Raw genomic sequence first — 26,577 nt, 5'->3', positions numbered from 1 at the left:
CAATCCCGGCAGAAATTCGGCGGCACCGCTTCCAGTGGCAATCTCCGACGAATTTCTGCCGGATTCTCAAGTCCTGGTGGTAGCCGTCGCCTGGCCTGCCAATGTCGGCTGGAGCCGGGCAATCGTCCGGCAATTCAATCTGGCCCAGTGTTTGTTCGTTCAGCGAAAAATGTCGGTTGGCAGTCTGGTGGAAGTCGTGTATAATCGGGCCAAGACGACAACCTGAATTGCATCTTTACGTTTGGTGTTTGGGCACCCCTCCCCGGGCACCTGCGGGGCTCTCCCCGGGCCAGAAGATGCGTAGTAAATCCCGACAGAAATTATCCTGACAGAAATTCGCCGATGGTTTCCATCAGAGGTGGTGTCGCCGAATTTCTGCCGTGGTATTTACGCCGGACTGTAGTAGTCCCTTCCCATGCCTGAACGAGTGAAGGCTCCCAGATGAATCTCGGCTATATTATCCGTCGCATTGGTGTGTTTTTGGTGATCATGTGGCTGGCGGCCACGGTGAACTTCGTCATGCCACGCCTGGCGCCGGTGAATCCCATCCGCGAGAAACTGTTGCAGGCGGTGACCTTCGGCGGCGCGGGCAAGACCGACATGGAGCGGGTGGTCCAGGTCTACGAAGAGAAGTTCGGCCTGAATCAACCCTTATGGCGGCAGTACCTGCGCTACCTGGGCGATGTGGCCCGGTTGGATTTCGGCGTCTCCATCGCCAATTTCCCCAGCCGGGTGATCGACATCATCATGCGGGCCCTCCCCTGGACCATCGGCCTGTTACTGCTGGCCACGCTCCTGGCTTTTGGCCTGGGGACACTTCTGGGCGCGCTGATTGCCTGGCCCCGGGCGCCTGGATTTCTTAACTACCTGCTGGCCCCTCTCCTGACCCTCTCCGCGGTGCCCTTTTACCTGCTGGGGCTCATCCTGGTCTACTTTCTGGCCTTCACCTTCAAGATCTTTCCCCTCAGCGGCGGCTATACCCTGGGGGCCATTCCCAAGCTGAGTTGGAGCTTTCTGATGGACGCGGCCTGGCATTCGGTCCTGCCGGCCCTCTCCATCATCCTGGCCTCCCTGGGTACGTGGGCCATCGGCATGCGGGGGATGATGATCATCGGCCTGGAAGAGGATTACATCACTTTCGCCGAGGCCAAGGGCATCAAGGACCGGGATATCTTCCTGAAGTATGCCCTGCGCAACGCCCTCCTGCCCCAAACCACCGCCCTGGCCCTCTCCCTGGGCTACATCGTGTCCGGCGCGGTCCTGGTGGAGGTGGTCTTCGGCTACCCGGGGGTGGGCACGGTGTTGTATCGGGCCATTCAGACTTTCGACTACTTTGTCATCTATGGTGTGGTCATCATCCTCATCCTGGCCATTGGCCTGGCCACCCTGGTGATGGATTTGCTCTACCCCCTGTTGGACCCGCGTATCACCTATCAGAGGCACTGAGATTCGATGGCAACCATGGGCAACTGGATGACCACGCTGGCCCGAATTCGGCAGTACCCCTTGTTGTTGACCGGAATTGTGCTGGTGCTGGCCGTGGCCCTGTTTGGGCCGGTGGCTTCCTTCTTTGTGGATGAAAACGGAGCCAAGGTGGGGGCGGCCATGCCCGACCAGCCACCCTCCCTGGAATATCCCCTGGGCACAGACACCGTCGGCCGTGAAATCCTGGCTGTGCTGGTGGTGGGGACGCCCCTGACCCTGCGCATCGGCCTCATCGCCGGGGTGATCGGCCTGGGCATTGGCACCCTCTTTGGCTTCCTGGCCGGCTACTTCGGCGGCTGGGTGGACACCCTGCTCAAGGGTGCGGCGGACGTGTTGCTGACCGTGCCCGGCCTCCTCTTCCTGGTGGTGATCGCCACCACGTTGCGGGGCGCAGTCAGTGTGAACATGATGGCCCTGGTGGTGGCGGCCCTGGCCTGGATGTGGCCCACCCGCACCATCCGCGCCCAGGTCCTCAGCCTGCGGGAACGGCAGTTCGTGCTGGTGGCCCGGCTCTCCGGCATGAACGGCCTGGAGATCATCGTGCGGGAGCTGATGCCCAACCTGTTGCCGTACCTGGCTGCCAGCTTCGTCAGCGCAGTGGCCTCGGCCATCCTGGCCACCATCGGCCTGGAGGCGCTGGGGCTGGGGCCCCAGAATGAACCCACCCTGGGCATGACCATCTACTGGGCCCTCTACTATACTTCGGTGCTGCGGGGGATGTGGTGGTGGTGGGCGCCACCCATCGCCATCATCATTGTGACCTTCGTGGGACTCTTCCTCATCTCCATGGGGCTGGACCAGATCGCCAACCCCAAGCTCAGGAGAACCGCATGAGCCAGGATATCCTCCAGGTCATTGACCTGCGCGTCTACTACCACACGGCCCGGGGGCCGGTCAAAGCGGTGGACGGGGTCAGCTTCAACCTCCAGGCCGGCTCCCGCCTGGGCCTGGTGGGCGAATCCGGCTCGGGCAAGTCTACCATGGCCCTGGCCCTGATGCGGCTGATCAAGCCCCCCGGCCGCATCGAGGGGGGCCAGATCCTGCTGAATGGAGTGGACCTGGCCCGGCTGTCCGAAGAGGAGATGCGCCACATTCGCCTCAGCGAGATCAGCATGATTCCCCAGGGCGCCATGAACTCCCTCAACCCGGTGGTCCGCATCCGCCAGCAGATCATCGACGGCATGTTGGCCCACGGGGTTCAGATGACCCGCCGGGAGATGGATGCCCGGGTGGCCCAGGTGTTGGAGTGGGTGGATTTGGAACCCGACGTGGCCAACATGTACCCCCATGAGCTGAGTGGCGGCATGAAGCAGCGGGTCTGCATTGCCATTGCCATCTCCCTGCGGCCCAAGGTGATCATCGCCGACGAGCCCACCAGCGCGCTGGACGTGGTGATCCAGCGCCAGGTGATGGAGACCCTGACCCGGGTGCAGGAGGAGCTGGGCGCCGCGGTGATCCTCATCGGCCACGACATCGGCCTGATGGTCCAATCGGTGGAACGCCTGGCCGTGATGTACGGTGGCAAAATCGCGGAGATGGGCACCATCCGGGAGCTTTTCCAGACGCCCCGCCACCCATATACCCGCCTCCTGATCCAGAGTTTGCCCCGGCTGGGCAAAAAGGGGCAACTCCAGGGCATCCCTGGCCTGGCTCCCTCCCTCCTCAACGCGCCGACGGGCTGCCTCTTTCATCCCCGTTGCCCAGAGGCCATGGAGATTTGCCGGCAGCAGACGCCGGCCCTCAGCCGGGAGCCCTCGGGGCGGGTGGTGGCCTGTCACCTCTACGACGCCAGCGGGATGCCGGTGCCTGCGGCCAGCCAGGAAGGGGGGAACCCATGACAGCCTTTCTGGAGCTTCGTCACGTCAGCAAGGTGTTCAGCAGCGGCCTGATCCGCAAAAAGCGGACGGTGGCCCTGGACGACATCTCCTTCTCGATCAACACGGATACCCCGTCGGTGCTGGCCATCGCCGGTGAGAGCGGCAGCGGCAAGACGACCCTGGGCATGATGCTCATGGGGTTCCTGGCGCCCACCTCGGGCCAGGTGTTGTACAAGGGGCAGGACCTGCACAAACTTTCCAGGGCCGACCAGATGGAGTTCCGCCGGGAGGTGCAGGCCATCTTCCAGGATCCCTTCTCCGTCTACAATCCCTTCTATCCCGTGGATCACGTCCTGGAAGTTCCCATCCAAAAGTTCAAGCTGGCCCGAAGCCGGGCCGAAGCCCGGGCTCTCATGGAAGAGGCGTTGAGCAACGTGGGCTTGCAGCCGGAAGAGACCCTGGGGCGCTACCCCCACCAGCTCAGCGGTGGCCAGCGCCAGCGCATCATGGTGGCCCGGGCGCTGCTCACCAAACCGCGCCTGATCATTGCCGACGAGCCGGTCTCCATGGTGGATGCCTCCCTGCGTGCCACCATTCTGGAAAGCCTGCGCCGGCTCAACCAGGAATTCGGCATCTCCATCCTCTACATTACCCACGACCTGACCACCGCCTACCACATCAGCCACGACATCCTGATCCTCTACCGGGGATCCATTGCCGAAGCAGGGGATGTGGAGCAGGTCATCCAAGATCCCCAGCACCCATACACCCAGCTGCTGGTGGACTCCATCCCCTGGCCGGATCTGGACCACACGTGGGGGCAGAGTCGCCTGAAGCCGACCAACGGAAAGATGGTGGATGGTCCAGGGACGGGCTGTAAATTCGCCGACCGTTGTCCCCACGTGATGGACATCTGCCGGCGAGAGTCCCCGCCTTATTTTCAACTCAGCCCACAGCGGGTCGCGGCCTGTTTTTTGCACCAGGGCGCGCCGACGGTGGCCAGCGACGCCATTGAACAGGTCTTCGCCCGGGCATAACCCTGGTGGCTCCTCCCCAGCCACGACGTGCCCGGTGGCTTCGAATCCTGACATACCATCCCGGCATCCCTGGGATGCCCCAGAAAGGGGGTGATGCACCCAAATAGACGGATACCAGCGACTCCGGAAGGCTCCTCGGGTTTCTCATCAGCCGAGGTGTAGCGCATTTTTTTCTTTCCCAAACCATTGGAGGTCACAACTATGGGAACACAAAGACGGATGTGGCTGTGGCGCCTGACCGCGCTGGGCCTGGTGCTGACCCTGCTTTTGAGTGCATGCGGCCAGGCTGTGCCGGCTGGCCAGGCCCCGGCAGCTGAAGCGCCGGCGGGTCAGGGAGCCACCGGTGAGCAGGCCGCTGCCCCCTCAGCGTCGGCAGGCGAACTCCGGGAAGTCCCTCGCGAGCGAACCCTCATCATCATGAACGGCGGCCCCAACCAGTACACCCTGTTCGACAACCAGAATCCCTACATTCCTGGCTCTGATCAGGGCTTCCACATGGGAACCTTGCCGGCCGTCTTCGAGCCCCTGATCATGTTCACCGTGCTCACGGGTGAGCATGAGAACTGGCTGGCCGAAAGCTGGGAATACAACGACGACTTCACCGAGATCACCCTCCACCTGCGGGATGGGGTGAAGTGGAGCGACGGTGAAGCCTTCAACGCCGACGACGTGGTCTACACCTTCAACATGTTGCGGGACAACGCGGACAGCATGGTCCACCTGGCTGACCTGCCCGCCTACCTGGACGAGGCCGTCAAGGTGGATGACCTGACCGTGCGGCTGGTTTTGAAGAAACCCAACCCCTCCTTCTGGGCCACCACCCTGACCACCAACCACGGCATCCATGTCCTGCCGGAGCACATCTGGAAGGACCAGAACCCGCTGGAGTTCACCAACTTTGACCTGGAGAAGGGGTGGCCGGTGGGGACCGGCCCCTACCGCATGGTCTTCGCTTCGCCCCAACAGAAGGTCTACGACCTGCGGGATGACTGGTGGGCCGCGGAGACAGGCTTCAAGCCCAAGCCCCAGGTGGAACGCATCATCTACCTGCCCCAGCAGGATGAGAGCCAGGCCGCCCAGCTCCTGATCACCAACCAGCTGGACATGGGCCCCATCATGCAGGTCTCCACCCTGAAGAGCGTGCTGGCCCAGAATCCCAAGGTCATCACCTTCACCGGCCAGGAACCGCCCTATGGCTATCTGGACTGGTGCCCCATCGACCTGAACCTGAACGCCAGCGAGGAGCCGTACAACGACAAGGACATCCGCTGGGCCATCACCTATGCCATCGACCGGGAGAAGCTGGTGGCCCTGGCCGAATCGGGCGCTGGCGTCCCGGCGTTGCATCAGTTCACTCCCTACGGGTGGTTCCAGCCCTTCGAGGAGGCCCTGCAGGAGATTTTCGCCAAGTATGGCTATGACACCGTGGCCCACCTGGACAAGACCGACGAGATCATGACCAGCAAGGGCTACACCAAGAACAGCGAGGGCCTGTGGGTGGACGCCGACGGCAACACCTTCAAGATGAACATCTACACGCCCGAGTGGCTGAAGGCCTATGGGCCGCCGCTAACCCAGCAGCTGCGGGACGCTGGCTTCGACGCCACCTTCGACACTTCGCCTGGCCTGGGCACGGCTGCGCAGACGGGCGAACAGAAGGAATTCCTGGGCTGCAAGGGCCCCAGCGGCGTGCTGGGCATGGACCCCTACTTCATGCTCTCCATCTACACCGCCCAGTACTTCCGCCCCACTGGCGAGCCGGCACCCATCTGGTGGGCCACCTCCCGCTGGCAGAACGCGGAGTACGACGCGCTGGTGGAACAGATTGCCCCCCTCAGCGTGGATGACCCCAGGCTGATGGATCTCTTCCTCCAGGCCATGGATATCTGGGTGAGCGAGATGCCCGACATCTACCTGGGCCAGCTCATCATCCGCTACCCCATGAGCACCCAGTACTGGACCAACTGGCCCACCCAGGACAACGTCTACGGCTTCCCCCACTCCTGGCAGTGGGAGCTGGAGAAGACCTTCATCAACCTGAAGCCGGCCCAGTAGGCGGTTGCAGGCCGTCAAACGATTGCGAGTGGTGGGGCGTACTTGTGCCCCCATTTGTGAAAAGGGTCCTGGCCGATGCCAGGACCCTTTTCGTTTCCGCACAGACGCAGGTCACGCATCCTTGCGTGACCGAGGTGCAGGGACCTACGGTAAATGGCTCAGGAGTGACAGCTTCGTCCTACCCCTTCAGCGCGCCCACCGTGATCCCCTTCTGAATCTGTCCCTGGAATATCACGTAGGTGATGAGCGTCGGCACCATCACCATGGTCACCGCCGCGAAGAGGCCGCTCCAGTCGTTCATGTAATACTGCTGGTGGAGCATGTAGGCCAGGCCCTGGGTCAGCAGATAGCGGGCCGGGTCGGACATGAGCACCAGGGGCAGGATGTACTGGTTCCACATGCCCAGGAAGTTGAAGATGCCGATGCTCACCAGACCTGGCTGGGCCAGGGGGAGCATGATCAAGAAGAAGACCTGGTACTGGTTGGCGCCGTCGATGATCCCGGCCTCGTGCAGTTCCGAAGGCAACGTCTTGAAGAAGCCGGTCAGGAAAAAGACGCTGAAGGGCAGCGAATAGGCCACGTAGACCAGGATCAGCCCTACGTACGAGTTCAGCATGCCCAGATTTTTCACCAGGAAAAAGAGGGGCACCAAAGCCAGGAAGACCGGAAAGAGCATGCCGCTCAAAAAGAGGTAGAAGATGACCCGGTTTCCCGGGAATGGGAAGCGGGCCAGCACATAGGCGGCCATGGAGCCCAACAACAGGATCAACACCAGGGACGGCAGCACCACGATGAGGCTGTTCAGGAAATAGTCCCCGATGTGGGCGCTCACCCATGCCCGCACAAAGTTATCCCACTGGAGGCTGGTGGGCAGGGACCAGGGGTTGAAGAAGATCTCCTGGTCGGTTTTGAACGATGTGTAGACCAGCCACACCATGGGAAAGATCACGACCAGCGCCCACAGGCCCAGGAAGAGGTTGATCAGCGCCCGGGTCAGCCAGCCGCCCAGGCTGGTGCTCGCCTGGTGGCGCGGGGCGGCTGCCGGTGCCGGTTGAGGTAGTGTCTCTGTGGTCATGTCAGTACTCCAAAGATTCCCGCGCGGTCACGCGCATCAACACCACCGAGAGGGTCAGGACCATCAAAAACATGGAGACCGCGATGGCGGTGGCATAGCCGAACTTGCTGCCCAGGAAGGCCGTCTCATACAGGTAGGTGGCCAGCACATCCGTGGCCCGGCTGGGGCCGCCCTCGGTCATGGTCTGCACGATGGCGAACATGTCCACCGCGCCGATGGCCAGGAAGACCAGCGCGGTGCGCACCGTGTCCCAGAGCAGGGGCAGGGTGATGTGCCAGAAGAGGTGCCAGCGGGTGGCGCCGTCGATGACCGCGGCCTCGTAGAAGGTGTTGGGGATCGACTCCATGCCGGCGATGAAGAGCACCATGTAGAAGCCCACCGACTGCCAGACCACCACCGCACCTACTGCCCCCAGGGCCGTGTCCGGGTTGCCCAGCCACACCGGCGGCTCCTGCACGCCCACCAGCATCAGCAGCGAGTTGAGGATGCCCATGGTGGGGTGGTAGACGAAGCTCCAGAGCACGCCGATGGCCACTACCGACATCACCTGGGGGAAGAAAAAGGTAACCCGGTAAAACTTGGCGAAGCGCACCCCCTGGGTGAGCAGGAAGGCCAGAAACAGCCCCAGGCTGATGGTCACAATGGGCAGGGTCAACAGGTAGATGACGTTGTGCTGCAGGGCGTTCCAAAACAGCTCATCCTGGAGCATGCGCGCGAAGTTCTCCAGGCCCACAAACTCGGGGTTGGGGGTCAACCCACGCCAGCGGGTGAAGCTGATGTACATGGCCCGCAGGTACGGGTACATGACGAAGACCACGTAGAGCAGCACTGAGGGAAAGAGAAAGGGAATGATCAAGCGATATTTGTTGCGATACATGCCGTCCACTCCTGGTACGGTTTGCCTTGGACCCGGCCATGGCCAGGCCCGGACAAGAGGCGGCCTGCGCCTGCCGACTCAACGCGGGAGGCGCAGGCCGCTACCCAATCCGTCACCGAAGGTTACTGTCGGTTACCCGGCGACTGGCCTCAGGACGTCCGGGTATACTTCTTGATGTCCGGGTCCGCCTTCACTTCGTCGGCCTTCTTCTGGACCGACTCGATGAACTCCTCAGGGGTGATGCGGTTGGTCAGCAGGTCGCCGGTGCGATCCCGCACTTCGTTGCTCAGGTCCCGGTACCAGGTGCCGAAGCGGTAGTTGAAGATCTCGTCCCCGGCCGCCTCCACGGCATCCAGGGCCGAGCGCATGCCGGAGCTGACCTCGATGCCCTCGGTGCCGCCGATGACCGGCATGATGGAGCTGACGTTCTGGGCGAAGAACTTGGCGCTCTCCTTGGAGAGCAGGCAGCGCAGGAACTCCATGCCGCCGACCACGTTCTTGGCCTGGGACGGCACGAAGTAGCTCTCGCCGGAGCTGGCGTAGATGGCCTCGAAGGAGCCCTTGCCCCCTTCCACTGTGGGCACGGGGTGCACCACCATGTTGAAGCCCTCGGGCGTCAGATCCCGCATTTCGTTTTCCAACCAGGTGCCGCAGGGCAGGAAGACCGCGTTGCCCTTGAGCCACTCGGCCTGGGCTTCGGTGTGGGTCAGGCCCTCGGTGCCGGGCATGATGTAGTCGTTGCGGGCCAGCTCGGCCATGAGGGTCACCGCCTGTACCACCTCGTCCTTCTCCCAGGCGCCGTCCTCCAGGTTGTCGATGTCGATGATGGCCTGGAGGCCGCCGATCTTGTAGATGAGGGGCACCAGCACGCCGAAGACCATGTAGCTGGGGTACTTGCCCTGGTAGGTCCAGGGGTTCATGCCCGCACTCTTGATGGTCTCGCAGAGGTCCAGCATGCCCGACCAGGTGGTGGGGTACTCCCAGCCCTTCTCCTCCAGCAGGGTGCTGCTGTTCCAGATGCCGTAGACGGTGTAGGCGATGTTGAGGACCAGCTGCTTGCCGTCGTAGACGCCGTCCGCCTGGGAGCCGGGGAAGAGGGTCTCGGCAAAGGTCTTGCCTGGCGTATCCAGGGCCGGTGCGTTCATGAGGGGCGCCAGATCCGCCAGTTGTCCCTCGGCCACCAGGGCTGCGGTGTCCAGGTTGCCGGCGCCGCTGTTGTCGATGACGTCCGGCGGGTTGCCGGCGATGAAGCGGGGGCGGAGCTGTTCGCCCACCCGCTGGATGCCCGCCACGGACATCTCGTTTTCCGGGTGGAGCGCCCGGAAGATGTCGGCGGCGTGATCGATGTAGGCCCGGCCGTAGCCGCCCTCAAAGAAGACGCCCTCCACCGGCTTGCCCGGCTCCAGTCCCAGGGGGTTGATGGCCTCGGGCGCGACCTCGAAGGGCAGGTCGGGTGTGGTCGCAGGGGCGGGGGCGGGCGCCTGGGCACCGCCTTCCGCTGCTGGGGCCTGGGGCGCGGCGCTCGGCCCACAGGCCGCCAGGGCCATGCCGGCGCTCAACAGGGCGCTGCCCTTGAGGAAGGTCCGGCGTGAGAGTGGTTTTGTGGATTTCACTGTACTTCTCCCTTCTGACTTTCTGACTTGGTCTGGACTGTCGATGATACCGGGTGACTGCTGGTCCGGTATGGAAACCGGACCTACGAAACCATGGACGCTTGGTCTGGACTGTCGATGACGAACGTGTCGCTACGAACGTTCTACAAAGACGGCATCCTGGAGCTGGGCCGTCAGGCCGCCGTCCGCCACCAGGGCATGCCCGGTGATGAAGCTGGCTTCGTCGGAGACCAGGAAGCGCACCACGCTGGCGATCTCTTCCGGCTGGCCCACCCGTCCCAGGGGATAGAGCCGGCGGATCTGGTCCAGGCTTTCGGCCGATGCGGGTACCATCTCCGGCCGCACGGCGATGGCGCCGGGGCAGATGGCGTTGACCCGGATCCCCCGGGGGCCGGCGTCGATGGCCATCTGCCGGGTCAGGTTGATCAGGCCGGCCTTGGCCGCGGCGTACACCGCGTAGCGGGGGTGGGCCGCCAAGCCGTGGACGGAGGCGATGTTGACCATGGAACCGCCGCCCTGGGCTGCCATGATGGGAAAGGCATATTTGCCGAAGAGGTAGGCGGACTTGAGCATGACGTTCATGCCCCGGTCCCACGCTTCCTCCTCTAGCTCTTCCACGCTGGCATGGATGGACCAGTAGGCGTTGTTGACCACGATGTCCAGGCGCCCCCAGCGGGCGGCTGTTTCTTCCACCACCTGGCGGATCTGGCTGTGCTGGCCGACGTCGGTGTGGGAAAAGAGCGCTTCGCCCCCGGCAGCCTGGATTGCGGCTGCCGTCTCCTGGCCGGGCTCGTCGGCGATGTCGGCCACCACCACTTTCACGCCCTCTGCCGCCAGGCGCATGGCCGTAGCCCGACCGATGCCCTGGGCGCCCCCGGTGATAATTGCAACTTTACCCGATAGGGATGTCACGGCTGTTCTCGCTCAGTTCTCTCTTCTCGTTCAGTTCTAAGCTCAGTTCTTTGATCCCCCGTCGCGCTGGCCACCTTCGGCGGGCCAGAAGCCCACCCGCCGCGCCCATGGTACCAATCGTTGACTTCACTGCAAGGACCTCTCACCGCCCCTGGCTCGTCTGCCAGAGCTGCCAGCTTCGGCCTGGGTGCTCCACCCGGAAGGTCTCCACGTTGCCCCGGTCGGCCACGGTGACATAGCAGGTGCGGCCGTCCGGGCCGCCGAAGGCGATGTTGGTGCACTTGGCCCCCGCCAGTTGAATCTCCAGCAGGACTTCGCCCTGGGGCGAGACCTTGGCCACGGTCCCCTTGCCCCAGCGGGTCACGTAGAGGTTGCCGGCCACATCGCAGCGCATGCCGTCCATGGCGTAGTCTGGAAACTGGATGAGCAAACGTTTGTTGCTGATCTCGCCCGTGGGGCTGAGGTCGTAGGCCCAGATGTTGCGCTGCACCGTTTCGTTGACGTAGAGGGTGCGTTCATCCGGGCTCACTTCGATGCCGTTGGTGGTGCCCATGCCCGTCTCCAGCAGGGTCACCCGGCCGTCCACATCCACCCGCCAGATCTGGCCCCACGACTCCGCCCAGTTGGGGTCACTGGCAAAGAGGATGTCGTTGGCCATGATGGCCAGGTCGTTGGGCTGGTTCATGGTGGGCTCGTGGGCGTGGACGTGGATGGCCGCGTTGCGCTCGGCCAGGGATCGGGCCCGGGCGCAGGCCTGCATGTCCACCCGCAGGACGTTGTGATTGGTGTAGTCGGCGATGAACATGTCGCCGGCCCGATTGAAGCGGATCCCGTTGCCGATGCTGCCGTCGGGCAACTCCAGAAAGATGCTGCATTCCCCCTCTGGGGTCACCTTGCCGATGGTGTGCTGGCGCGCGTAGTTGACCGCGTAGAGGTTGCCTTCCCGGTCACAGGCAGGACCTTCCACACCTTCGGTGAAGCTGTTCACAGGCGTGAACATGCGGCTGACGTAAAGTTCTTCGCTCACGGCTGGCCTCCTGACAGAAAAAGGCTGAAAGGGCCGGGGGACTGGCTGGAGACGGACAGGACAGCAGGGGGAAAGGGATACGCCGCCTGACGGTGGGGGAGGGTTACTTGACCTCGAAGATGGCTTCCACCTCCACCGCGTAGTCGGACGGGATCTGCATGCCCACCGCGCTGCGGGCGTGGCGACCGGCCTCGCCGAAGACCTGGATGAAGAGATCGCTGGCGCCGTGGATCACCGCGGGCGTGTTGTTGAAGCCCGGCGCCACGTTGACCATGCCCAGGACCTTGACCACCCGCACCACGTTGTCCAGGCTGCCCACCAGGGTCTTGACCGCCTGCAGGCAGCAGAGGGCCGAGTATTTGGCGCCTTCGTACGCCTCCTCCACCGTCAGATCCTGGCCGACCTTGCCGATCACTTCCTTGCCGCCCCAACGGGAGACTTGCCCGGAGGTGTAGACCAGATTGCCCGTGCGCACCGCGTGCATCAGCCGGCCCGCGTCGAGCTCAATGGGTTCCAGGGTGTAGCCCATCTCCTTGAGTTTGGCTTCGTATGACATGATGACGATTCCTTTCCAGGGGTCGTTGTGGTTGATGGTAGATAATTTGTTTCCAGATGGCTCACCGAGATAGGGTTCGCCAGTATGACGTGGATCGTAGAGGCCGGTCCTTGCCGCCATTATAGTAGGAATGGCCCGCTTGTGTAAATTGCGCGCCGGATGGATTGGCCGTTTTTGCTCGCTGATGATTGATTTGGCGGCGTTTTCTTTCGCGGTTGTGATGACTTCCTTGTAAAAATCCGCACGCTCCGTAGGTCACGCACCCCTGCGTGACATGGCTCTACTGCAAAGCTCTACTGCAAAAAGGTCAAAGGTCAAATGAGGACGCTGACCCACGCCGATGAACGCTGATTCGGGTGGTTCTCTCCTGCGTTTCTTTGCGCCTTTGTGCCTTTGCGTTCAAAATCCCCTTTTGCAGGGGTGTCTGACATGGGTGCCCATCACGCTTGGTGCGGATGTCCGGCCAGGAAGACCGGACCTGCCCGTCCGTGCCCATCTTCGGCATCCTCAGATGCCGGCCCAGGACGCCGGTTGGTCGATTTCCGCGTACCCGGTATAATGAGGAGTACCTGCCGGCCCGGCAGCCTGCAGTTCACCGCCTGTTCCCTCCCCCAGCCGCGAAAGGATCGACATGCGCCTGGTCTTTCAGCCTGACGCCCGCCCTGCCCTGCGCGCCGGTTTCAACCGGCTGGCCGACGCCATGGAGGTTGCCCTGGGCCCCCGGGGACGCCTCATCGCCGTGGCCCGGGACAATCCCCGCCGCCCGCCGGAGCTCCTGAACGACGGCGCCACCATCGCCCGCCGTTTTCTGGGATTTGCCGACCGCTTTGAAACCATGGGTGCCTTCCTGGCCCGCCATCTGGCCTGGCGTATGGAAGAGGCGGTGGGCGACGGCACCACCACCGCGGTCATCCTGGCCCGCCACATCATCAACGAGACCGACCGCCACGTCGCCGCCGGCTACAACGTCATGCGCCTGCGCCGGGGCCTGGAGCGGGGCCTGCGGGTGGTGCTGGAGGAGCTGGCGCGCATGGCCACCCCCCTGGAGCGGCCAGAGCAGATCGCAGCCCTGGCCACCGGCATCACCGGCGATGAGACCCTGGGCGGCTTCATCGAAGAGATCTTCGACGTGGTCGGCCCCTATGGCGCGGTCCAGGTGCGCAGCCACTACCGGCGGGACCACGACCGGCGCTACATCAACGGCACCTTCTGGAACCAGGGCTGGATCTCCTCGTACTTCACCACCGAGGCGGGCAAGGCGGTGCTGAAGCATCCCTACATCCTCCTCACCAATCGCCATCTGCAAAAGGCTTCGGAGCTGCTGCCCATTCTGGAGCAGGTGCGCCAGGCCGGGGAACGGGGTCTGGTGGTCATCGCCAATGGCGTCGCCGGCGATGCCCTCAACCTCCTGGTGACCAACAAGACCCGGGGCGCCCTCCCCACCCTGGCCATCAAGACGCCGGGGCTGGGCTCGGAAAAGACCGAAATTCTCCAGGATCTGGCCGTGTTAACCGGTGGCCGGGTCTTTCTGGCGGAGACGGGGGATGCCATCGAGGAGGCCACCCTGGCGGACCTGGGCCAAGCCCGGGAGGTGCAGGCCATCCGCTCCGGCTTTACCCTCATCGGGGGGCAGGGCCGGCCGGCGGCCATTCGCCAGCGGAGCCAGCAGCTGCGCAGCCAGATCCCCAAGGCGCCCTACGGTCGGGAACGGGATCGGCTGGTGGAACGGGCGGGTAAGCTCCTGGGGGGCGTAGCCCTGTTGGAGGTGGGCGGCGCCACCGAGACCGAACAGGAATACCTGAAAGATCGGGCGGAAGAGGCCGTGCGCGTGGTGCGCCTGGGCCTGCAAGGCGGGGTGGTCCCCGGAGGCGGTGCGGCCCTGCTGGCCTGCCGCCCCGCGCTGGAGCGGGTGCAACTGCCGGATGAGGAACAGGCCGGCGTCCAGATCCTGGCCGACGCGCTGACCGCGCCGGCCCGCGCGCTGCTGCGCAATTCCGGCTATGAGCCGGAGCCCATCCTGGCCCGGCTGCTGGAGGCCCGGGGTGGGTGCGGCTTCGACGTGATCCGGGGGCAGTTCACCGACATGGTTGCAGCGGCCATCCTCGACCCGCTCCAGGTGGTGCAGATGGCCCTGCAGACGGCGGTGAGCGGTGCGATCATGCACGTGACCACCGAGGTGCTGGTCCATCGCCCCCGAGAAAATCGGGATGAAGAGGTGGATTTCCGGCCATGAGGGGACATCACGACATCATGACACCCAATTTCTCCCTGTTGAAGGAACAGGCCTGGCAGCGGCAGGGCGGCTGGGCCGGCGGCACCGTCACCGCCCTGGCCCTCTCCCCTGCCTTTCCCACCGACGGCCTGGCCCTGGCTGCCACGCCGGCCGGCCTCTTCCGCACCGAGGATGGCGGGGACAGCTGGCACCGAGCCATGGATGGCATCCTGGATGCGCATATGACGGCTGTGGCCTTTGCCCCTTTGGGCGGCGGGCGGATGGCCTTCGTCGCCTCGGAGCAGGGACGCCTCTACCGCTCCGAAGATGGCGGCGCTACCTGGCGGGAGGTGTCGGCCTGGGCCGGGCTGGGGGTGGTCACCGCGCTGGCCTGTTCCCCCCACTTCCCAGAGGATGGCACGCTCTTCGCCGCCACGCCGGCCGGTGTCTTCCGCACCCTGGACGGCGGCGCCAGCTGGGAGAGCTGCACCTTTGGCCTGCTGGATCTGGACGTGCTCTGCCTGGCCTGCGCTCCCGACTTCCCGGAGAGCCAGGTGGTGTGGGCCGGTACCGCCCAGGGCGGCTTCTATCGCTCCCGCAACGCCGGTCGCGCCTGGCGGGATGCCGGCTTCGGCCTCCCCGATACCGCCATCCAGTGCCTGCTGGTCACCCAGCCGGCCCAAGACGCTGCGCCGGTGCTCTGGGTGGGCACCGAAGGCCACGGCCTGTACGTCTCCCGGGATGGCGGCGCCCACTGGGAGGCGGCCGGCCAAGCCCTGGCCCATCACAGCGTCAACTGCCTGGCCGCGGTGGAGGGTGGCTCCGAGGGGGCGACGCTCCGCCTGGTGGCCGGCACCGATGGGGGCGTTTTCTTCTCTGAAGGTAGCTTCTCCGAAGATGGCGGCCAGCACTGGGAGCCTGCCGACGGAGGAGCGTTCATCGCCCTCAGCCTGGCCGCGGCCCAAGGGGAGCCGGTCCTGCTGGCCGGCGCCTACCAGGAGGGGATTTTCCGCTCCCGGGATGGGGGCAAACGCTGGGACGCGGCCGGGACCGGCCTGGAGGCCCACGCCCCGCCGTTGGTCCGGCTCGGCCCCGGCGGCAGCCTGTGGGCCCACGATCTGGACGGCGAACTGGCCTTCTCGGTGGACGGCGGCCGCACCTGGCGTTCTCTGCCGGCGGGCGAAGAGGGAGCGGCGGTCCAGGGCATGGCGGTGGCCGTCGAGGGAGATGAGGCCATCCTGCTGGTAGCCACTGCGGAGGGGCTCTACCTGGGCCAGGCGGCGGGTCAGCCCGGCGCCGTCCCATGGCAGCGCCTGCCCGTGCCCGTCGATCCCGCCCAGATTCATCTGCCCCTGATCGCGCCCAACCTGGAGCTGTTGGTGGGGGATCAGGGCGGTAGGCTTCACCGTTCCACCGACGGTGGCCAGACCTGGCAGGCGCTGGCAGTGCCGTGGACGGGCCAGGGTCTCCTCAACCTGGTCCTGGCGCCGGACTTCGGCCATTCCCGCGGCTGCCTGGCCGTCACCGCGGCCCGCAACCGGCAGGGCAACTATGACGTGCAGATCTGGCAGGGAACGGAAGGCGGCCAGGCGTGGCAGGAGCTCCTGGGCCTGGAGACGGAAGTGCCGGCGGTGGCCGTTGCCTGGCCTCAGGATCCGGCGCACCAGAGCCGCTTCTTCGCCACCCGCCACCGGGTCATCCGGCTTTACAGGGATGCCGAAAGCGGAGAGATGGCCGTCTCCCAGGCCTTTCTCCAGGAGGGGTTGCAGATCACCAGGTTGCTTCCGTCGCCAGCGTACCAGGCGGCTCGGACGGTGCTGGCCGCCACCAGCCAGGGCGTGTTCATCTCGACCGACGACGGCACCACCTGGGCACCCCTGGGGCAGGGCCTGCCGGCCTGTCCGGTGGTGGAATTGCTGCCCGTGGACACCGGCCTGCTGGCCGTGACCCTGGGTGGCGGCCTCTGGCGGCTGGGCTGATCGGACCTGGCCGACCGGGAATGGTCCGACTTGGGACCGAAAGAAAACCGAACTTGGCAATTTGGGCCGTTTCTGCTACCATGGCCCACCATGAACAGTCGGAACAGACGCCGCAGATTGCCTCGCTTCCGCCCCGCACTCCCTACCTTCATCCTGCTCGTGGCCCTGGCTGCCATGCTGGGTTTTGTGCGGCCTGTGGCTGCCGAGGGAGATGCCCTGGCCCAGCTTTCGGCGCCGGCCCAGGAGATTGCCCGGGCCATCAACCAGGCGCGAGCCGAGGCCGGCTTGACGACGCTCACCGTTCATCCCCTGCTCAACCAGGCCGCCCAGGCCCACGCGGACGACATCCTGCGCAACCGCAATTACAGCCACCGGGGCACCGACGGCACCTACGCTTACGACCGGGTGGCGCGCACCGGTTACTCGGATGATCCCTGGGTGAGCGAGAACTGGGTGGCCAGCCGTAGTCCCCAGGCCGCCATGTCCTGGTGGATGAACGACTACATCCACCGGGTGAACATCCTGACGGCCCGGTGGCGGGAGATGGGGGTGGGGGTGGCCAGCGACGGCAACCAGATGATCTTCGTGACTGTCTTCTCGGCGGATGGTAGTGGTGGCGGCGCACCTGTGGCTGTGGCGGCCCCGGCCGCGACCCTGCCCACGGCCGGGAGCGCCTCCAGCTATCGGGTTCAGGCGGGGGATACCCTGGTGGGCATTGCAGCCCGCTTTGGCCTGAGCTGGCAACAGCTGGCCGCGGCCAACGGCCTCAGCGAGCACAGCCTGCTGCAGATCGGCCAGGTGCTCCAGCTCCCCGGCCAGGGGCAGGCGGGGGCGCCGGCCGCCGCGCCGACCCCGCCGCCGGCAGAGCTGCTGGCTGGCCTGGACCTGGAGAACGCCCGGCCATACACCGTGCGGGCGGGGGATACCCTCTTTAGCATTGCGGCCCGCTCGGGCCTCACCTGGCAGGAGCTGGCCGCGGCCAACGGCCTGGGCGAAGAAAGCCTCCTCCAGATCGGCCAGGAACTGCGGATCCCGTCCCGGCGGGCCCGGCTCCAGGGAGATGTGGCCGCGGCGTCCGCCCCTGAATCCGCCAATGCAACAGCATCCGCCAATGCAACGGCATCGGCCAAGAGTGCTCCAGCCTCCACCGCTCCGGGGCAGCCGTACCTCTACACCATCCAGCCCGGCGACACCATCATCAGCATCGCCCTGCGCCATGGCCTGGACTGGCAGGCGCTTCTGGCCCTGAACGGCCTGAACGAGTCCAGCATCCTCCAGCCGGGCCAGCAGATCCGCCTGCGCTGAGGGTCCTCCCAGACTGTCCATCCTGGGGGCCCCATTCTGCCCCGGTTTGACAAGGATCCCCATCTGGTATATTATCAGCCCGTTGTCGACAACTGAAGACAGCAGCTCTTATCCAGAGAGGTGGAGGGACCGGCCCGATGAAACCTCGGCAACCCGGCATGTTGGTGGCAGCGTCGCCACATCCAGCGCCAGGGTGCCAAGTCCGGCAGACGAGTTCTGGAAGATGAGAGACTAGATTCAAGATGGTTCCTTGCCCGGCCAAGGGCCATCCAACTTCCGTGATAGGAAAGAATCTGGCCAACGCCTCTCATCGAACCCATGAGAGGCGTTTTCTATTTTGTACTTGTTTGTTACTTGTATTGTTTCCGTATTGCACCCAACCGATCTAACAGAACCGACCCAACAGAGAGGAAAAGGAACGCCATGACCACAGAGCGCAAGTTTGGCTTCGCCACCCGCCAGCTCCACGCCGGCCAGCAGCCCGACCCGACCACCGGTAGCCGGGCGGTACCCATCTACCAGACCACCAGCTATCAGTTCAAGGACACCGAGCACGCAGCCAACCTCTTTGCGCTGAAGGAATTCGGCAACATCTACACCCGCATCATGAACCCCACCACGGACGTGCTGGAGCAGCGCGTCGCGGATCTGGAAGGGGGTGTGGGAGCGTTGGCGGCCAGCAGCGGCCACGCAGCCCAGGCCATGGCCATCATGACCCTCTGCGGTGCCGGCGACCACATCGTCAGCAGCAGCCGGCTGTACGGGGGAACCTTCAACCAGTTCAACTACACGTTCCCCCGGCTGGGCATCGAAGTCACCTTCGTCGATCCCAGTGATGTCAAGAACTTCGAGGCGGCCATCCGCCCCAACACCAAGATCATCTACGGCGAAACCCTGGGCAACCCGGACATCAGCGTCTTCCCCTTCGAGGAAGTGGCCGAGCTGGCCCGGGCCCACAACATCCCCGTGATGATCGACAACACCTTCGCCACCCCCTACCTCTGCCGGCCCTTTGAATGGGGCGCCAACATCGTGGTCCACAGCACCACCAAGTTCCTGGGCGGCCACGGCACCACCATCGGCGGCATCATTGTGGACGGCGGCAACTTCGACTGGAGCAGCGGCCGTTTCGACAACTTCACCACCCCTGACCCCAGCTACCACGGCCTGGTCTACGCCGACCTGGCCCAGATGGGCCTGCCCCCCTTCATCATCAAGGCCCGGGTCCAGATCCTGCGGGACGTGGGCGCCTGCCAGGCCCCCTTCAACAGTTGGACCACCCTGCTGGGCATCGAGACCCTGAGCCTGCGCATGGAGCGCCACGTGGCCAACGCCCAACGGGTCGCCCAGTTCCTGGAAGCCCATCCCAGCGTGGCATGGGTCATGTACCCCGGCCTGCCCAGCCACCCCGACCACGAGCGGGCCAAGAAGTACCTGCCCAAGGGCGCGGGCGCCGTCATGGGCTTTGGCATCAAGGGCGGCGTGGAGGCAGGCCGCAAGTTCATCGACAACTTGAAGCTTTTCAGTCACCTGGCCAACGTGGGCGACGCCAAGAGCCTGGCCATCCACCCGGCCAGCACCACCCACAGCCAGCTCTCCCCCGACGAGCTGGCCGCAGCCGGGGTGACGCCCGACTTCGTGCGCCTGAGCATCGGCCTGGAGGACATCGAGGACATCCTTTGGGATCTGGATCAGGCCCTGGCGGCCGCGACGAAGTAACCCGGCCCCAGGGGATGGAAGGGGAACGTGACAAGGTGACCAGGTGATTAGAGCATACAGGCTCCCTTCTGCGATATCACGTTGTCACCTTGTCACGTTCGCCCCTGAGGGATAGACAGGCAAACCTATGAATCAGATCGATCTGGCCAACTCCGTGGGCATTGTTACGCCCCAATCCTTTACCTTCGCTGAGGATGAGCCCTTCCAGTTGGAGAGTGGCGCCACCCTCAGCCCGGTGACCATCGCCTATGAGACGTATGGCCGCCTCAACGCCGACCGCTCCAATGCCATCCTCATCGTCCACGCGCTTAGCGGTAGCGCCCACGCGGCCGGCTACCATTCGCCGGATGATCCCAAGCCCGGCTGGTGGGATGACTGCATCGGCCCGGGCAAGGCGTTCGACACCAACCGCTTTTTCGTGATCTGTAGCAACGTCATCGGCAGTTGCTACGGCTCCACCGGTCCGGCCAGCATCAACCCGGCCACGGGCAAGCCCTACGGCCTGAACTTCCCGGTGGTGACCATCGGCGATATGGTGCGGGCCCAGGTCCGGTTGATCGACCACCTGGGCATCGACCAGCTCCTCTGCGTGGCCGGGGGCTCCATGGGCGGCATGCAGGTCCTGGAATGGGCCGCCCACCACCCCACCCGCCTGAAGGCCGCCATCGCCCTGGCCACCACGGCCCACCACAGCCCCATGCAGATCGCCTTCAGCGAGGTGGGGCGCCAGGCCATCTACGCCGACCCCAACTGGAACAACGGCAACTACTATGAGAGCGGCAAGAAGCCGGACGCGGGCCTGGCCGTGGCGCGCATGGTGGGCCACATCACCTACCTGAGCGAAGAGTCCATGCAGAAGAAATTCGGCCGGCGGCTCCAGGGGTTGGAGCGCTACGGCTACGAGTTTCAGACCGAGTTCGAGGTGGAGAGCTATCTCAAGTACAACGGCAACAACTTCACCCGCCGCTTCGACGCCAACAGCTATCTCTACATCACCAAGGCCATGGACTATTTCGACCTGAGCAAGCCCACCGGGTCCCTGGCCGCCAGCTTTGCCAATTCGGCTCACCTCAAGTATCTGGTCATCAGCTTTACCAGCGACTGGCTCTACCCCAGCTATCACAGCAAGCAACTGGTCTCTGCCCTGACCGCGGTGGGCGCCGATGTGACCTACGTGGATCTCCAGAGTTCCTGGGGGCACGACGCCTTCCTGCTGGAAGTGGAGACCATGACCCGCCTGATCCACAGCTTCCTGGATCGGCTGGTGCGGGAGGAGCAGGTTGCACCGCCCGATGAAGGCAGCGCTGTCGCCGCCGCGCCGGCGGCTCCGTCCGGCCAGCCAGCGGTGGGAGTGACCCGGTGAGCCAGTTGACTGTGTCAGAGCCCATCGAGGCAGAAACCCGGCTGCGGCCGGATCTGGAAGTCATTGCCAGCCTGGTGCCCCCCCGTAGCCGGGTGTTGGACCTGGGCTGTGGCGACGGGGAGCTGCTCGCCTACCTGGTGCGCCAAAAGGAGGTGCGGGGGCGGGGCATCGAGTTGAGCGAAGAGGGGGTACTGGCCTGTGTGCGCCGGGGGCTCAGCGTGCGCCAGGGCAACCTCCAGGAGGGGCTGGCCGACTACCCGGACGCCAGCTTCGACTACGTCATCCTCAGTCAGACGCTGCCCTTCCTGGACAATCCATCCATGATCCTGCAGGAGATGCTGCGGGTGGGCTCCCACGCCATCGTCAGCTTCCCCAACTGGGGCTACTGGCGTTGCCGCCTTCACCTGCTTCTGACCGGCTGCATGCCCCAGGCGCCGGACCTGCCCCAAAAATGGTACGAAGTGCCCCGCTGGCAGGCCTTCACCATCACCGACTTCGCCCGCTTCTGTCGGCAGATCGGCATCCGCATCACCACCCAGGCCTACCTGGCCCGGGGCAGGCGCATCCATGTGCGCAAGTACAAGAACCTGCTGGCCACCACGGCGGTCTTCATCCTGGAGCGAACCCACGATTAGGCGTGCCGGGGAGCGCCGTCCCTGTTGGGTGCATCCCTGTCACCCAGGAATGCGTGACCTGCGTACTCCAGACTACCCACCACCTCACCGGTCCGGCCTCCCAGACGGACGAGGATGCCGGGGTCTCGCCCGCTTTCCCTAGCGGCGGACAACGGGCAGGAAGATGGCGTAGCCCGGCACGTTCACCGCCACCGGCCCAATGGCCGCCCCTTCCCCCTGCTCGCCAATCTCTACCAGCCAGTAATAGTATGTGTTCCCGGGCTCCACGGTCTGGTCGACCATGCTGTAGAGGCTCTCACTCGCGGCGTCGGTGGCCAACAGCGCCACCGGAACGGGCTGGGCGGTGTCGAACTGGGCGCTGTGGGACCGGTAGGCGTGAAAGTCGACCACATCCGCCGGCTGGACCACCCGCCAGTGGATGATCACCCCGTCTTCCTGGGGAACGGCGTCGTATGCCTGGAGGCGGGTGACGGCGGGCATCAGCCCACTGGTGGCGGTCAGGTCGTGGGCCGCACCTGGATCGAACTGATAGCCATCCCGGCGCAGGTCGGTCACGGTCAGCTCCAGGGGCGCGGCGTCCCAGGGGTACGCCGCGCTCTGGAGGGTGCACTGCCCCTGGCTGTCGGTTACGCAGGAGCTCGTCTGGATGTCATCCCCCTGCCACTGGGCCTCCACCGTGACGTCGGCCACGGGGGTTTCCGTGCCGTCGTAGACTGTTACCCGTGCGGTCGCAGCCCAGTGAGTGTAGTGCTTCTGGTAGCGAATTTGGAGGCCGCCCACATGGAGCAGGGTTGCCGGGTTGGGGAACGGCGACGCCAGGGTCAGCCGATCCTCCCCGGGATTGTCCCTCAGGGTGGCCTCCCGGTTGTTCTCCTGGAACCCATCGGGTGAACGAAGCCCCGTCACCGTGAGGGTAACCTGGTACAGGTCGCCGGGGAGGGCGCCGCTGGTCACAGTGCACTGGCCCTGGCCGTCGGTGCGGCACTGGCTGGTGGCGATGGTGCCGGCGCTCCATTCGGCGTTGACGGCCACGTCGCGGACCGGGTAGCCCAGGGCGTCGTGGACGGTGACGGCAACCTGGGCCGACCATTGATCGCTTCCGGCTGTCACGGTGCCCTGGAGGTCCGCCACGTGGAGCGGCCGGGGGCTGGTCGCCTGGACGGCGCGCAGGGCGTTGACCCGCCCGTGGCCGTAGTAGACATCCCAGCCTGTCGGCCCCAGGTCGTCAGCATTTTGGGTCAGGATCGCCTCCACGGCCTCGGCGCTCAAGGCCGGGTTGAGGGCCCACACCAGCGCAGCCACGCCGGCCACGTGGGGCGCGGCCATGGAAGTCCCGGTGAGATAGCTGTAGGTAGAGCCGCTGTTGCTGCGCCAGAAGGTGCTGTAGATGTTCACAGCCGGCGCGGAGAGGTCAATCTGCTGGCCGAAGTTGGAATAGCCATATCGGCTGTCCTCCTGGGCTGTGCCGGCCACGGTGAGGGCCTCTGGGTAGCTGCCCGGATAGAAGGGCTCGTCGGTGTTGTAGTTGCCGGCAGCCGCCACCACCAGCGCCCCCTGATTGCGGGCGTAGACCAGCGCGTCCTGGAGGGGCGGGCTCTCCCCTGTGCCGCCCGAGGTGATGACGATAATCCGGGCGCCGTGGTCCACCGCGTAGATGATGCCCCGGATCAGGCGGCTGTAACTGCCCATGCAGACGTCGTTGAGCACTTTCACCGGCAGGATCTGGGCGTTGGGGGCGATGCCGGCGATGCCGATGCCGTTGTTGGCGGTGGCCGCGGCAATGCCCGCCACGTGGGTGCCATGGCCACAGCGGTCGGATGTGTCGGTATTATCGTCGTAGATGTTGTAGCCGGGCAGCAGCCGATCGCGCAGGTCCGGGTGGCCGGGGTCCACGCCCGAGTCCACCACCGCGATCACCACCCCTTCGCCGGTGCTGTAATCCCAGGCTGCCGGCGCCTGAATCTGTTGGGGGCCCCACTGGGCCTGGCTGAAGTCAGGATCGTTGGGCAGGCTGGCGGGCTGGATCACGTAATCGGGATAGACATAGAGGACATCCGGGTCGTTGGCCAGGCTGGCGTAGACTTCCTCCAGGCGGCCGGGCGCCGTCTGCACCAGCTGCGCCCCTACCCCGGCCAGCGGCTCCACCCGTTCTACCACGCCCGGGGACTGGCCGATGGTGGGGCCGTCCGCACCAGGCCGGAATTTCACGATCAGACGGTTCGGCTCCTGCTGGGGCGGGGGCGTGGCTGGGGCAGCCACGGCCGTCGTGGCCGGCGTCCCAAACAGAAGCCCCGCCAGGAGCAGGAGGATGCCAATCATCCCGCCTGGCCGGGCCAGGGTGGGTGTCATCAACGCTTCCGCCTGCGCTTCCAGCCGTTTACTTGTCCCCAATGGTCTACTCCTCTTCTTCATGCCTTGCCAGGTGTATGGTCTGCGAACCAGACATTTCCATGGCGGATTCCCAAAGCCCGGATATAAAAACAACCCGTTGCCGGGTCGATGGAATCGCCGCCAGGAGGACAGAGGCCCCCTCGGAGGAATTGGGGTGTGTTGCACTTCCACCAGCCGGGATACCGCTTCACCTTTGTTCGAAACAGCATCCCAGACATCGAATCCCTATCCCCTGCAGAGACTGCCCGTTTCATAGCTTCACATAGATATTACAACGGCTCTCAGGGGGTGTAACCTGTCACTATCTTTTCAAAATTTTCTCGAACCTTTGGACTTCAGCCAGTACCCTACCACACCCAGACCTGGGGGCGCATCGGGCAGGCGACCGACCGGTGCCCGGACAAAGGGGCTGGATCGGATGTTCGAGCTCTTACGTCGTTTGTCCGGTGGTCAAACTTATCGGATCTTTGGGAGGGATGAATCTGGGGTGAAGACGTGGCAGCGGCCCCGGCACCGCCCTGGAGGGATGGGCGGGCCGGAGCCGCTGGAGGCGTAGGGGCCAGGGCCGGGCGTCAGGCTTCTTCGAAGATGCGTTCCCCCTTGTGCAGCCGGTAGGCAATCTGATAGGTCTGGCCCTGGGAACGGACCGTGGGCGAATGGGCCGCCAGGTAGCGAATGGCCGCGATGAGGAAGTGGCCCTGGAGGGTGGGGTCGTCCGTCTGGGAGACCTGGCGGAAAGCCGCTTCCATGGTCTGGATGGTGTGGAAGTCCCGATCTTCTCGCAGCAGCAGGCGACCCATCTGGGCCAACAGGGGGGGCAACGACCCACCGCTGGCAAGATACTCGGCCACCCACTGGGCCGCCTGGTTTACCTGCTGCTGTCGATCCAACAGGGCGGTCAGCTCCGACAGGGCTGGTGGCTGTGTCGGCCTCTGCCCATTGAGGGCGGGGATGCGGGCCGGCGGGATGTTCAGGAAGCGGTCCAGGTAGACGCTCATGGCCGCGTCGAAGATACCCCGGGCCAGCTCCGGCGAAGGAGCACGCCGCAACCCCTGTTGGATGGCGTTGGCAAAGGTGAAGGTGTGGAGCGCGGTGTCCCAGTCGCCGAACTCGTTGCTGGTGTGGAAGCGGGCGATGCGCAGGGCGGCGGCATAGGTCACCACGCCGGCCAGCGCATCGGGCGCCATGCCCCGGCGCAGGGCGTCCAGCAGGGCGTCGGCACTGGCCTGGGGATCGTCGTCCAGGAGCACGGCCACCAGCTCGTCCCGGGTGGGCAGCGCCATGCGCCCATTTTGCCGGCGCACCTGCCCCACCTCCAGGGCCTCGGGCAGGTGGTCGAAGCTGTGTTCCAGGATCTGCACCAGGTCGATGGGGTAGCGCCAGGCGTTGGATTCCTCCATGCGGCTGGCGTCGGCATAGCCGCGTACCAGGCTGGTCAGGACCGGCTCCGCCAGTTCCCAGCCCGCCAGGTCCAGGGCTTCCAGCGCCTTGTTGGTGAAATCGGCCGGGTGCCCGGTGCTGATGTAGCGGTGGTCCGTCACCGCGGCGAAGAGCATGTCCGCCATCTGGCGGTGGTCGGCGCCGGCGCGCACGGCCGAGACGATGCACCGCTCTGCCCCCTCGGCATCCCGCACTTCGATGAACTGGCGGAACCAGCGTTTGAGGGTGGCCAGATCGGCGTTGTCGTCGGGCAGGGGGGGGACGGTGAAGCGGGGCGCGTGGCCAGCGGTGTCCTGGGCCACCGCCGCGAGCCCGTGGAACAGGGCCCGGGGGCGATCTTCGGTCTCCAGCACGGGCAGCAGGTTCATGAAACAGACGAGCATGGTCAACCCCTGCCCCCAGCCCATCTCCCGGTATCGGGCGCCGAATTCCAGCCCGGTCCGAAACGGTTCTACCGGGGAACGGCCCTCTTCCAGCAGGGTCAGGACCGCCTTGCCGATCACCAGGGAGATGTTGCGTTCCAGGCCGACCCGCAGGCGCTCCTGTTGATGGGCCACCACGTCCATGTGGGGGGCCACGTCCACCCAGATGGCGCCATCCCGCACTTCCACCGGGAACTTACGCACATCGTCGGCCCACTGGTCGAAGGTGCCGCCGCTGGCCAGGTCGAAGCGGGCATGGTGCCAGTGGCAGGTCAGGATGCCATCCCGCACGGTGCCCCGATCCAGCGGAAAACCCATGTGGGGACAACGGTTGTCCACCGCGTACACCCGATCTTGATGGTAGAAGAGGGCCACGGTGTTGCCGTTGAGCTGCACGGTCATGTAGCCCCGGGACTGCAGCTCCTGCAGCGTTGCCACGCGGACGAAACGGGCTTCGTTCTGTGCCATACAAACCTCCTGTGGAATCCAGATACAAGTGGACGGCGGAGCATGGCCGGCTCGGGAATGCCCGGCCACCGGATGGTAGCACAGCCCAACGTCCACCTGCTTCCGGGAAACGATCAGGGTGGACCTGTCCTTTGGTACAGGGTTAACCGCGTGGGCATTGGACCCACCGGGTGCAGCCCCCAACGGATG

Annotated in this window: 19 protein-coding genes and 1 riboswitch; of the genes, 11 read left to right on the top strand and 8 right to left on the bottom strand. The window is 65.1% G+C overall.

Translation table 11 applies throughout. From position 1 onward, the window contains the following. The first annotated feature begins 441 nt into the window (after window positions 1-441). The 5 genes from FKZ61_RS01550 to FKZ61_RS01530 all read left to right on the top strand — a co-directional run bounded on the left by FKZ61_RS01550 (window position 442) and on the right by FKZ61_RS01530 (window position 6,394). Window positions 442-1,446, top strand: coding sequence for an ABC transporter permease (locus FKZ61_RS01550; RefSeq protein WP_141608309.1), 1,005 nt, complete (start codon window positions 442-444; stop codon window positions 1,444-1,446). 6 nt (window positions 1,447-1,452) lie between these two features. After that, window positions 1,453-2,319: an ABC transporter permease gene (locus tag FKZ61_RS01545; protein WP_211358357.1), complete on the top strand. Its 867-nt coding sequence runs from the start codon at window positions 1,453-1,455 to the stop codon at window positions 2,317-2,319. Beyond that, window positions 2,316-3,323 carry an ABC transporter ATP-binding protein gene (locus tag FKZ61_RS01540; protein WP_170199063.1) on the top strand — a complete coding sequence of 336 codons (1,008 nt, stop codon included), beginning with the start codon at window positions 2,316-2,318 and terminating at the stop codon, window positions 3,321-3,323. The genes FKZ61_RS01545 and FKZ61_RS01540 overlap by 4 nt, the downstream gene beginning before the upstream one ends. After that, window positions 3,320-4,339 carry an ABC transporter ATP-binding protein gene (locus tag FKZ61_RS01535; RefSeq protein WP_141608308.1) on the top strand — a complete coding sequence of 340 codons (1,020 nt, stop codon included), beginning with the start codon at window positions 3,320-3,322 and terminating at the stop codon, window positions 4,337-4,339. The genes FKZ61_RS01540 and FKZ61_RS01535 overlap by 4 nt, the downstream gene beginning before the upstream one ends. 201 nt (window positions 4,340-4,540) lie before the next feature. Then, a complete protein-coding gene (locus tag FKZ61_RS01530; protein ID WP_141608307.1) occupies window positions 4,541-6,394 on the top strand; it encodes an ABC transporter substrate-binding protein in 1,854 nt (617 codons plus the stop codon). 178 nt (window positions 6,395-6,572) lie between these two features. Here FKZ61_RS01530 and FKZ61_RS01525 read toward each other — a convergent pair whose 3' ends face one another. The 6 genes from FKZ61_RS01525 to FKZ61_RS01500 form a co-directional block, all read right to left on the bottom strand. Further along, a complete protein-coding gene (locus FKZ61_RS01525; RefSeq protein ID WP_141608306.1) occupies window positions 6,573-7,469 on the bottom strand; it encodes a carbohydrate ABC transporter permease in 897 nt (298 codons plus the stop codon). Window position 7,470: 1 nt separating this feature from the next. After that, window positions 7,471-8,346 (bottom strand): carbohydrate ABC transporter permease, encoded by an 876-nt coding sequence (locus FKZ61_RS01520; RefSeq protein WP_141608305.1) that lies wholly within the window; start codon window positions 8,344-8,346, stop codon window positions 7,471-7,473. Between the two features lie 149 nt (window positions 8,347-8,495). After that, window positions 8,496-9,959 (bottom strand): N-acetylglucosamine/diacetylchitobiose ABC transporter substrate-binding protein, encoded by a 1,464-nt coding sequence (gene ngcE, locus FKZ61_RS01515; RefSeq protein WP_170199061.1) that lies wholly within the window; start codon window positions 9,957-9,959, stop codon window positions 8,496-8,498. 132 nt (window positions 9,960-10,091) lie between these two features. Continuing rightward, window positions 10,092-10,871 (bottom strand): SDR family NAD(P)-dependent oxidoreductase, encoded by a 780-nt coding sequence (locus FKZ61_RS01510; protein WP_141608303.1) that lies wholly within the window; start codon window positions 10,869-10,871, stop codon window positions 10,092-10,094. 142 nt (window positions 10,872-11,013) lie between these two features. Then, window positions 11,014-11,871, bottom strand: a complete 858-nt coding sequence (locus FKZ61_RS01505; protein WP_141608492.1) for an SMP-30/gluconolactonase/LRE family protein — start codon at window positions 11,869-11,871, stop codon at window positions 11,014-11,016. A gap of 130 nt (window positions 11,872-12,001) precedes the next feature. Next, window positions 12,002-12,454, bottom strand: a complete 453-nt coding sequence (locus FKZ61_RS01500) for a RidA family protein (RefSeq protein WP_141608302.1) — start codon at window positions 12,452-12,454, stop codon at window positions 12,002-12,004. A 631-nt stretch (window positions 12,455-13,085) separates the two neighbouring features. Here FKZ61_RS01500 and groEL point away from each other — a divergent pair. The 6 genes from groEL (at window position 13,086) to metW (ending at window position 21,667) form a co-directional block, all read left to right on the top strand. After that, window positions 13,086-14,687, top strand: coding sequence for a chaperonin GroEL (gene groEL / locus FKZ61_RS01495; RefSeq protein ID WP_141608301.1), 1,602 nt, complete (start codon window positions 13,086-13,088; stop codon window positions 14,685-14,687). Between the two features lie 17 nt (window positions 14,688-14,704). Further along, on the top strand, window positions 14,705-16,645 hold the full coding sequence (locus tag FKZ61_RS01490) for a beta propeller repeat protein (RefSeq protein WP_229964091.1): 1,941 nt from the start codon (window positions 14,705-14,707) through the stop codon (window positions 16,643-16,645). Window positions 16,646-16,735: 90 nt separating this feature from the next. Continuing rightward, a complete protein-coding gene (locus FKZ61_RS01485) occupies window positions 16,736-17,950 on the top strand; it encodes a LysM peptidoglycan-binding domain-containing protein (RefSeq protein ID WP_141608299.1) in 1,215 nt (404 codons plus the stop codon). 105 nt (window positions 17,951-18,055) lie between these two features. Further along, window positions 18,056-18,180: riboswitch (SAM riboswitch) on the top strand. A gap of 193 nt (window positions 18,181-18,373) precedes the next feature. Then, a complete protein-coding gene (locus FKZ61_RS01480) occupies window positions 18,374-19,669 on the top strand; it encodes an O-acetylhomoserine aminocarboxypropyltransferase/cysteine synthase family protein (RefSeq protein ID WP_141608298.1) in 1,296 nt (431 codons plus the stop codon). A 127-nt stretch (window positions 19,670-19,796) separates the two neighbouring features. Next, entirely contained in the window at window positions 19,797-21,032 is a 1,236-nt protein-coding gene (gene metX / locus FKZ61_RS01475; RefSeq protein WP_141608297.1) for a homoserine O-acetyltransferase MetX, read from the top strand. Next, entirely contained in the window at window positions 21,029-21,667 is a 639-nt protein-coding gene (gene metW, locus FKZ61_RS01470; protein ID WP_141608296.1) for a methionine biosynthesis protein MetW, read from the top strand. Before metX ends, metW begins: the two co-directional genes overlap by 4 nt. 138 nt (window positions 21,668-21,805) lie before the next feature. Here the strand turns inward: metW and FKZ61_RS01465 are convergent, their stop codons facing one another. Together FKZ61_RS01465 and FKZ61_RS01460 are read right to left on the bottom strand one after the other, a co-directional pair. Then, the gene (locus FKZ61_RS01465) at window positions 21,806-24,058 is read right to left on the bottom strand and encodes a S8 family serine peptidase (protein WP_170199058.1); all 2,253 of its coding nucleotides are present in this window, start codon (window positions 24,056-24,058) and stop codon (window positions 21,806-21,808) included. Window positions 24,059-24,630: 572 nt separating this feature from the next. After that, complete coding sequence (locus FKZ61_RS01460) at window positions 24,631-26,388, bottom strand: Rieske (2Fe-2S) protein (protein ID WP_141608294.1); 1,758 nt, start codon at window positions 26,386-26,388, stop codon at window positions 24,631-24,633. Window positions 26,389-26,577: the final 189 nt, after the last annotated feature.

This window comes from Litorilinea aerophila (assembly GCF_006569185.2).
Taxonomy (GTDB): domain Bacteria; phylum Chloroflexota; class Anaerolineae; order Caldilineales; family Caldilineaceae; genus Litorilinea; species Litorilinea aerophila.
Note: the sequence above shows the minus strand (reverse complement) of the source record. Positions and strands in the feature narration are given on the sequence as shown.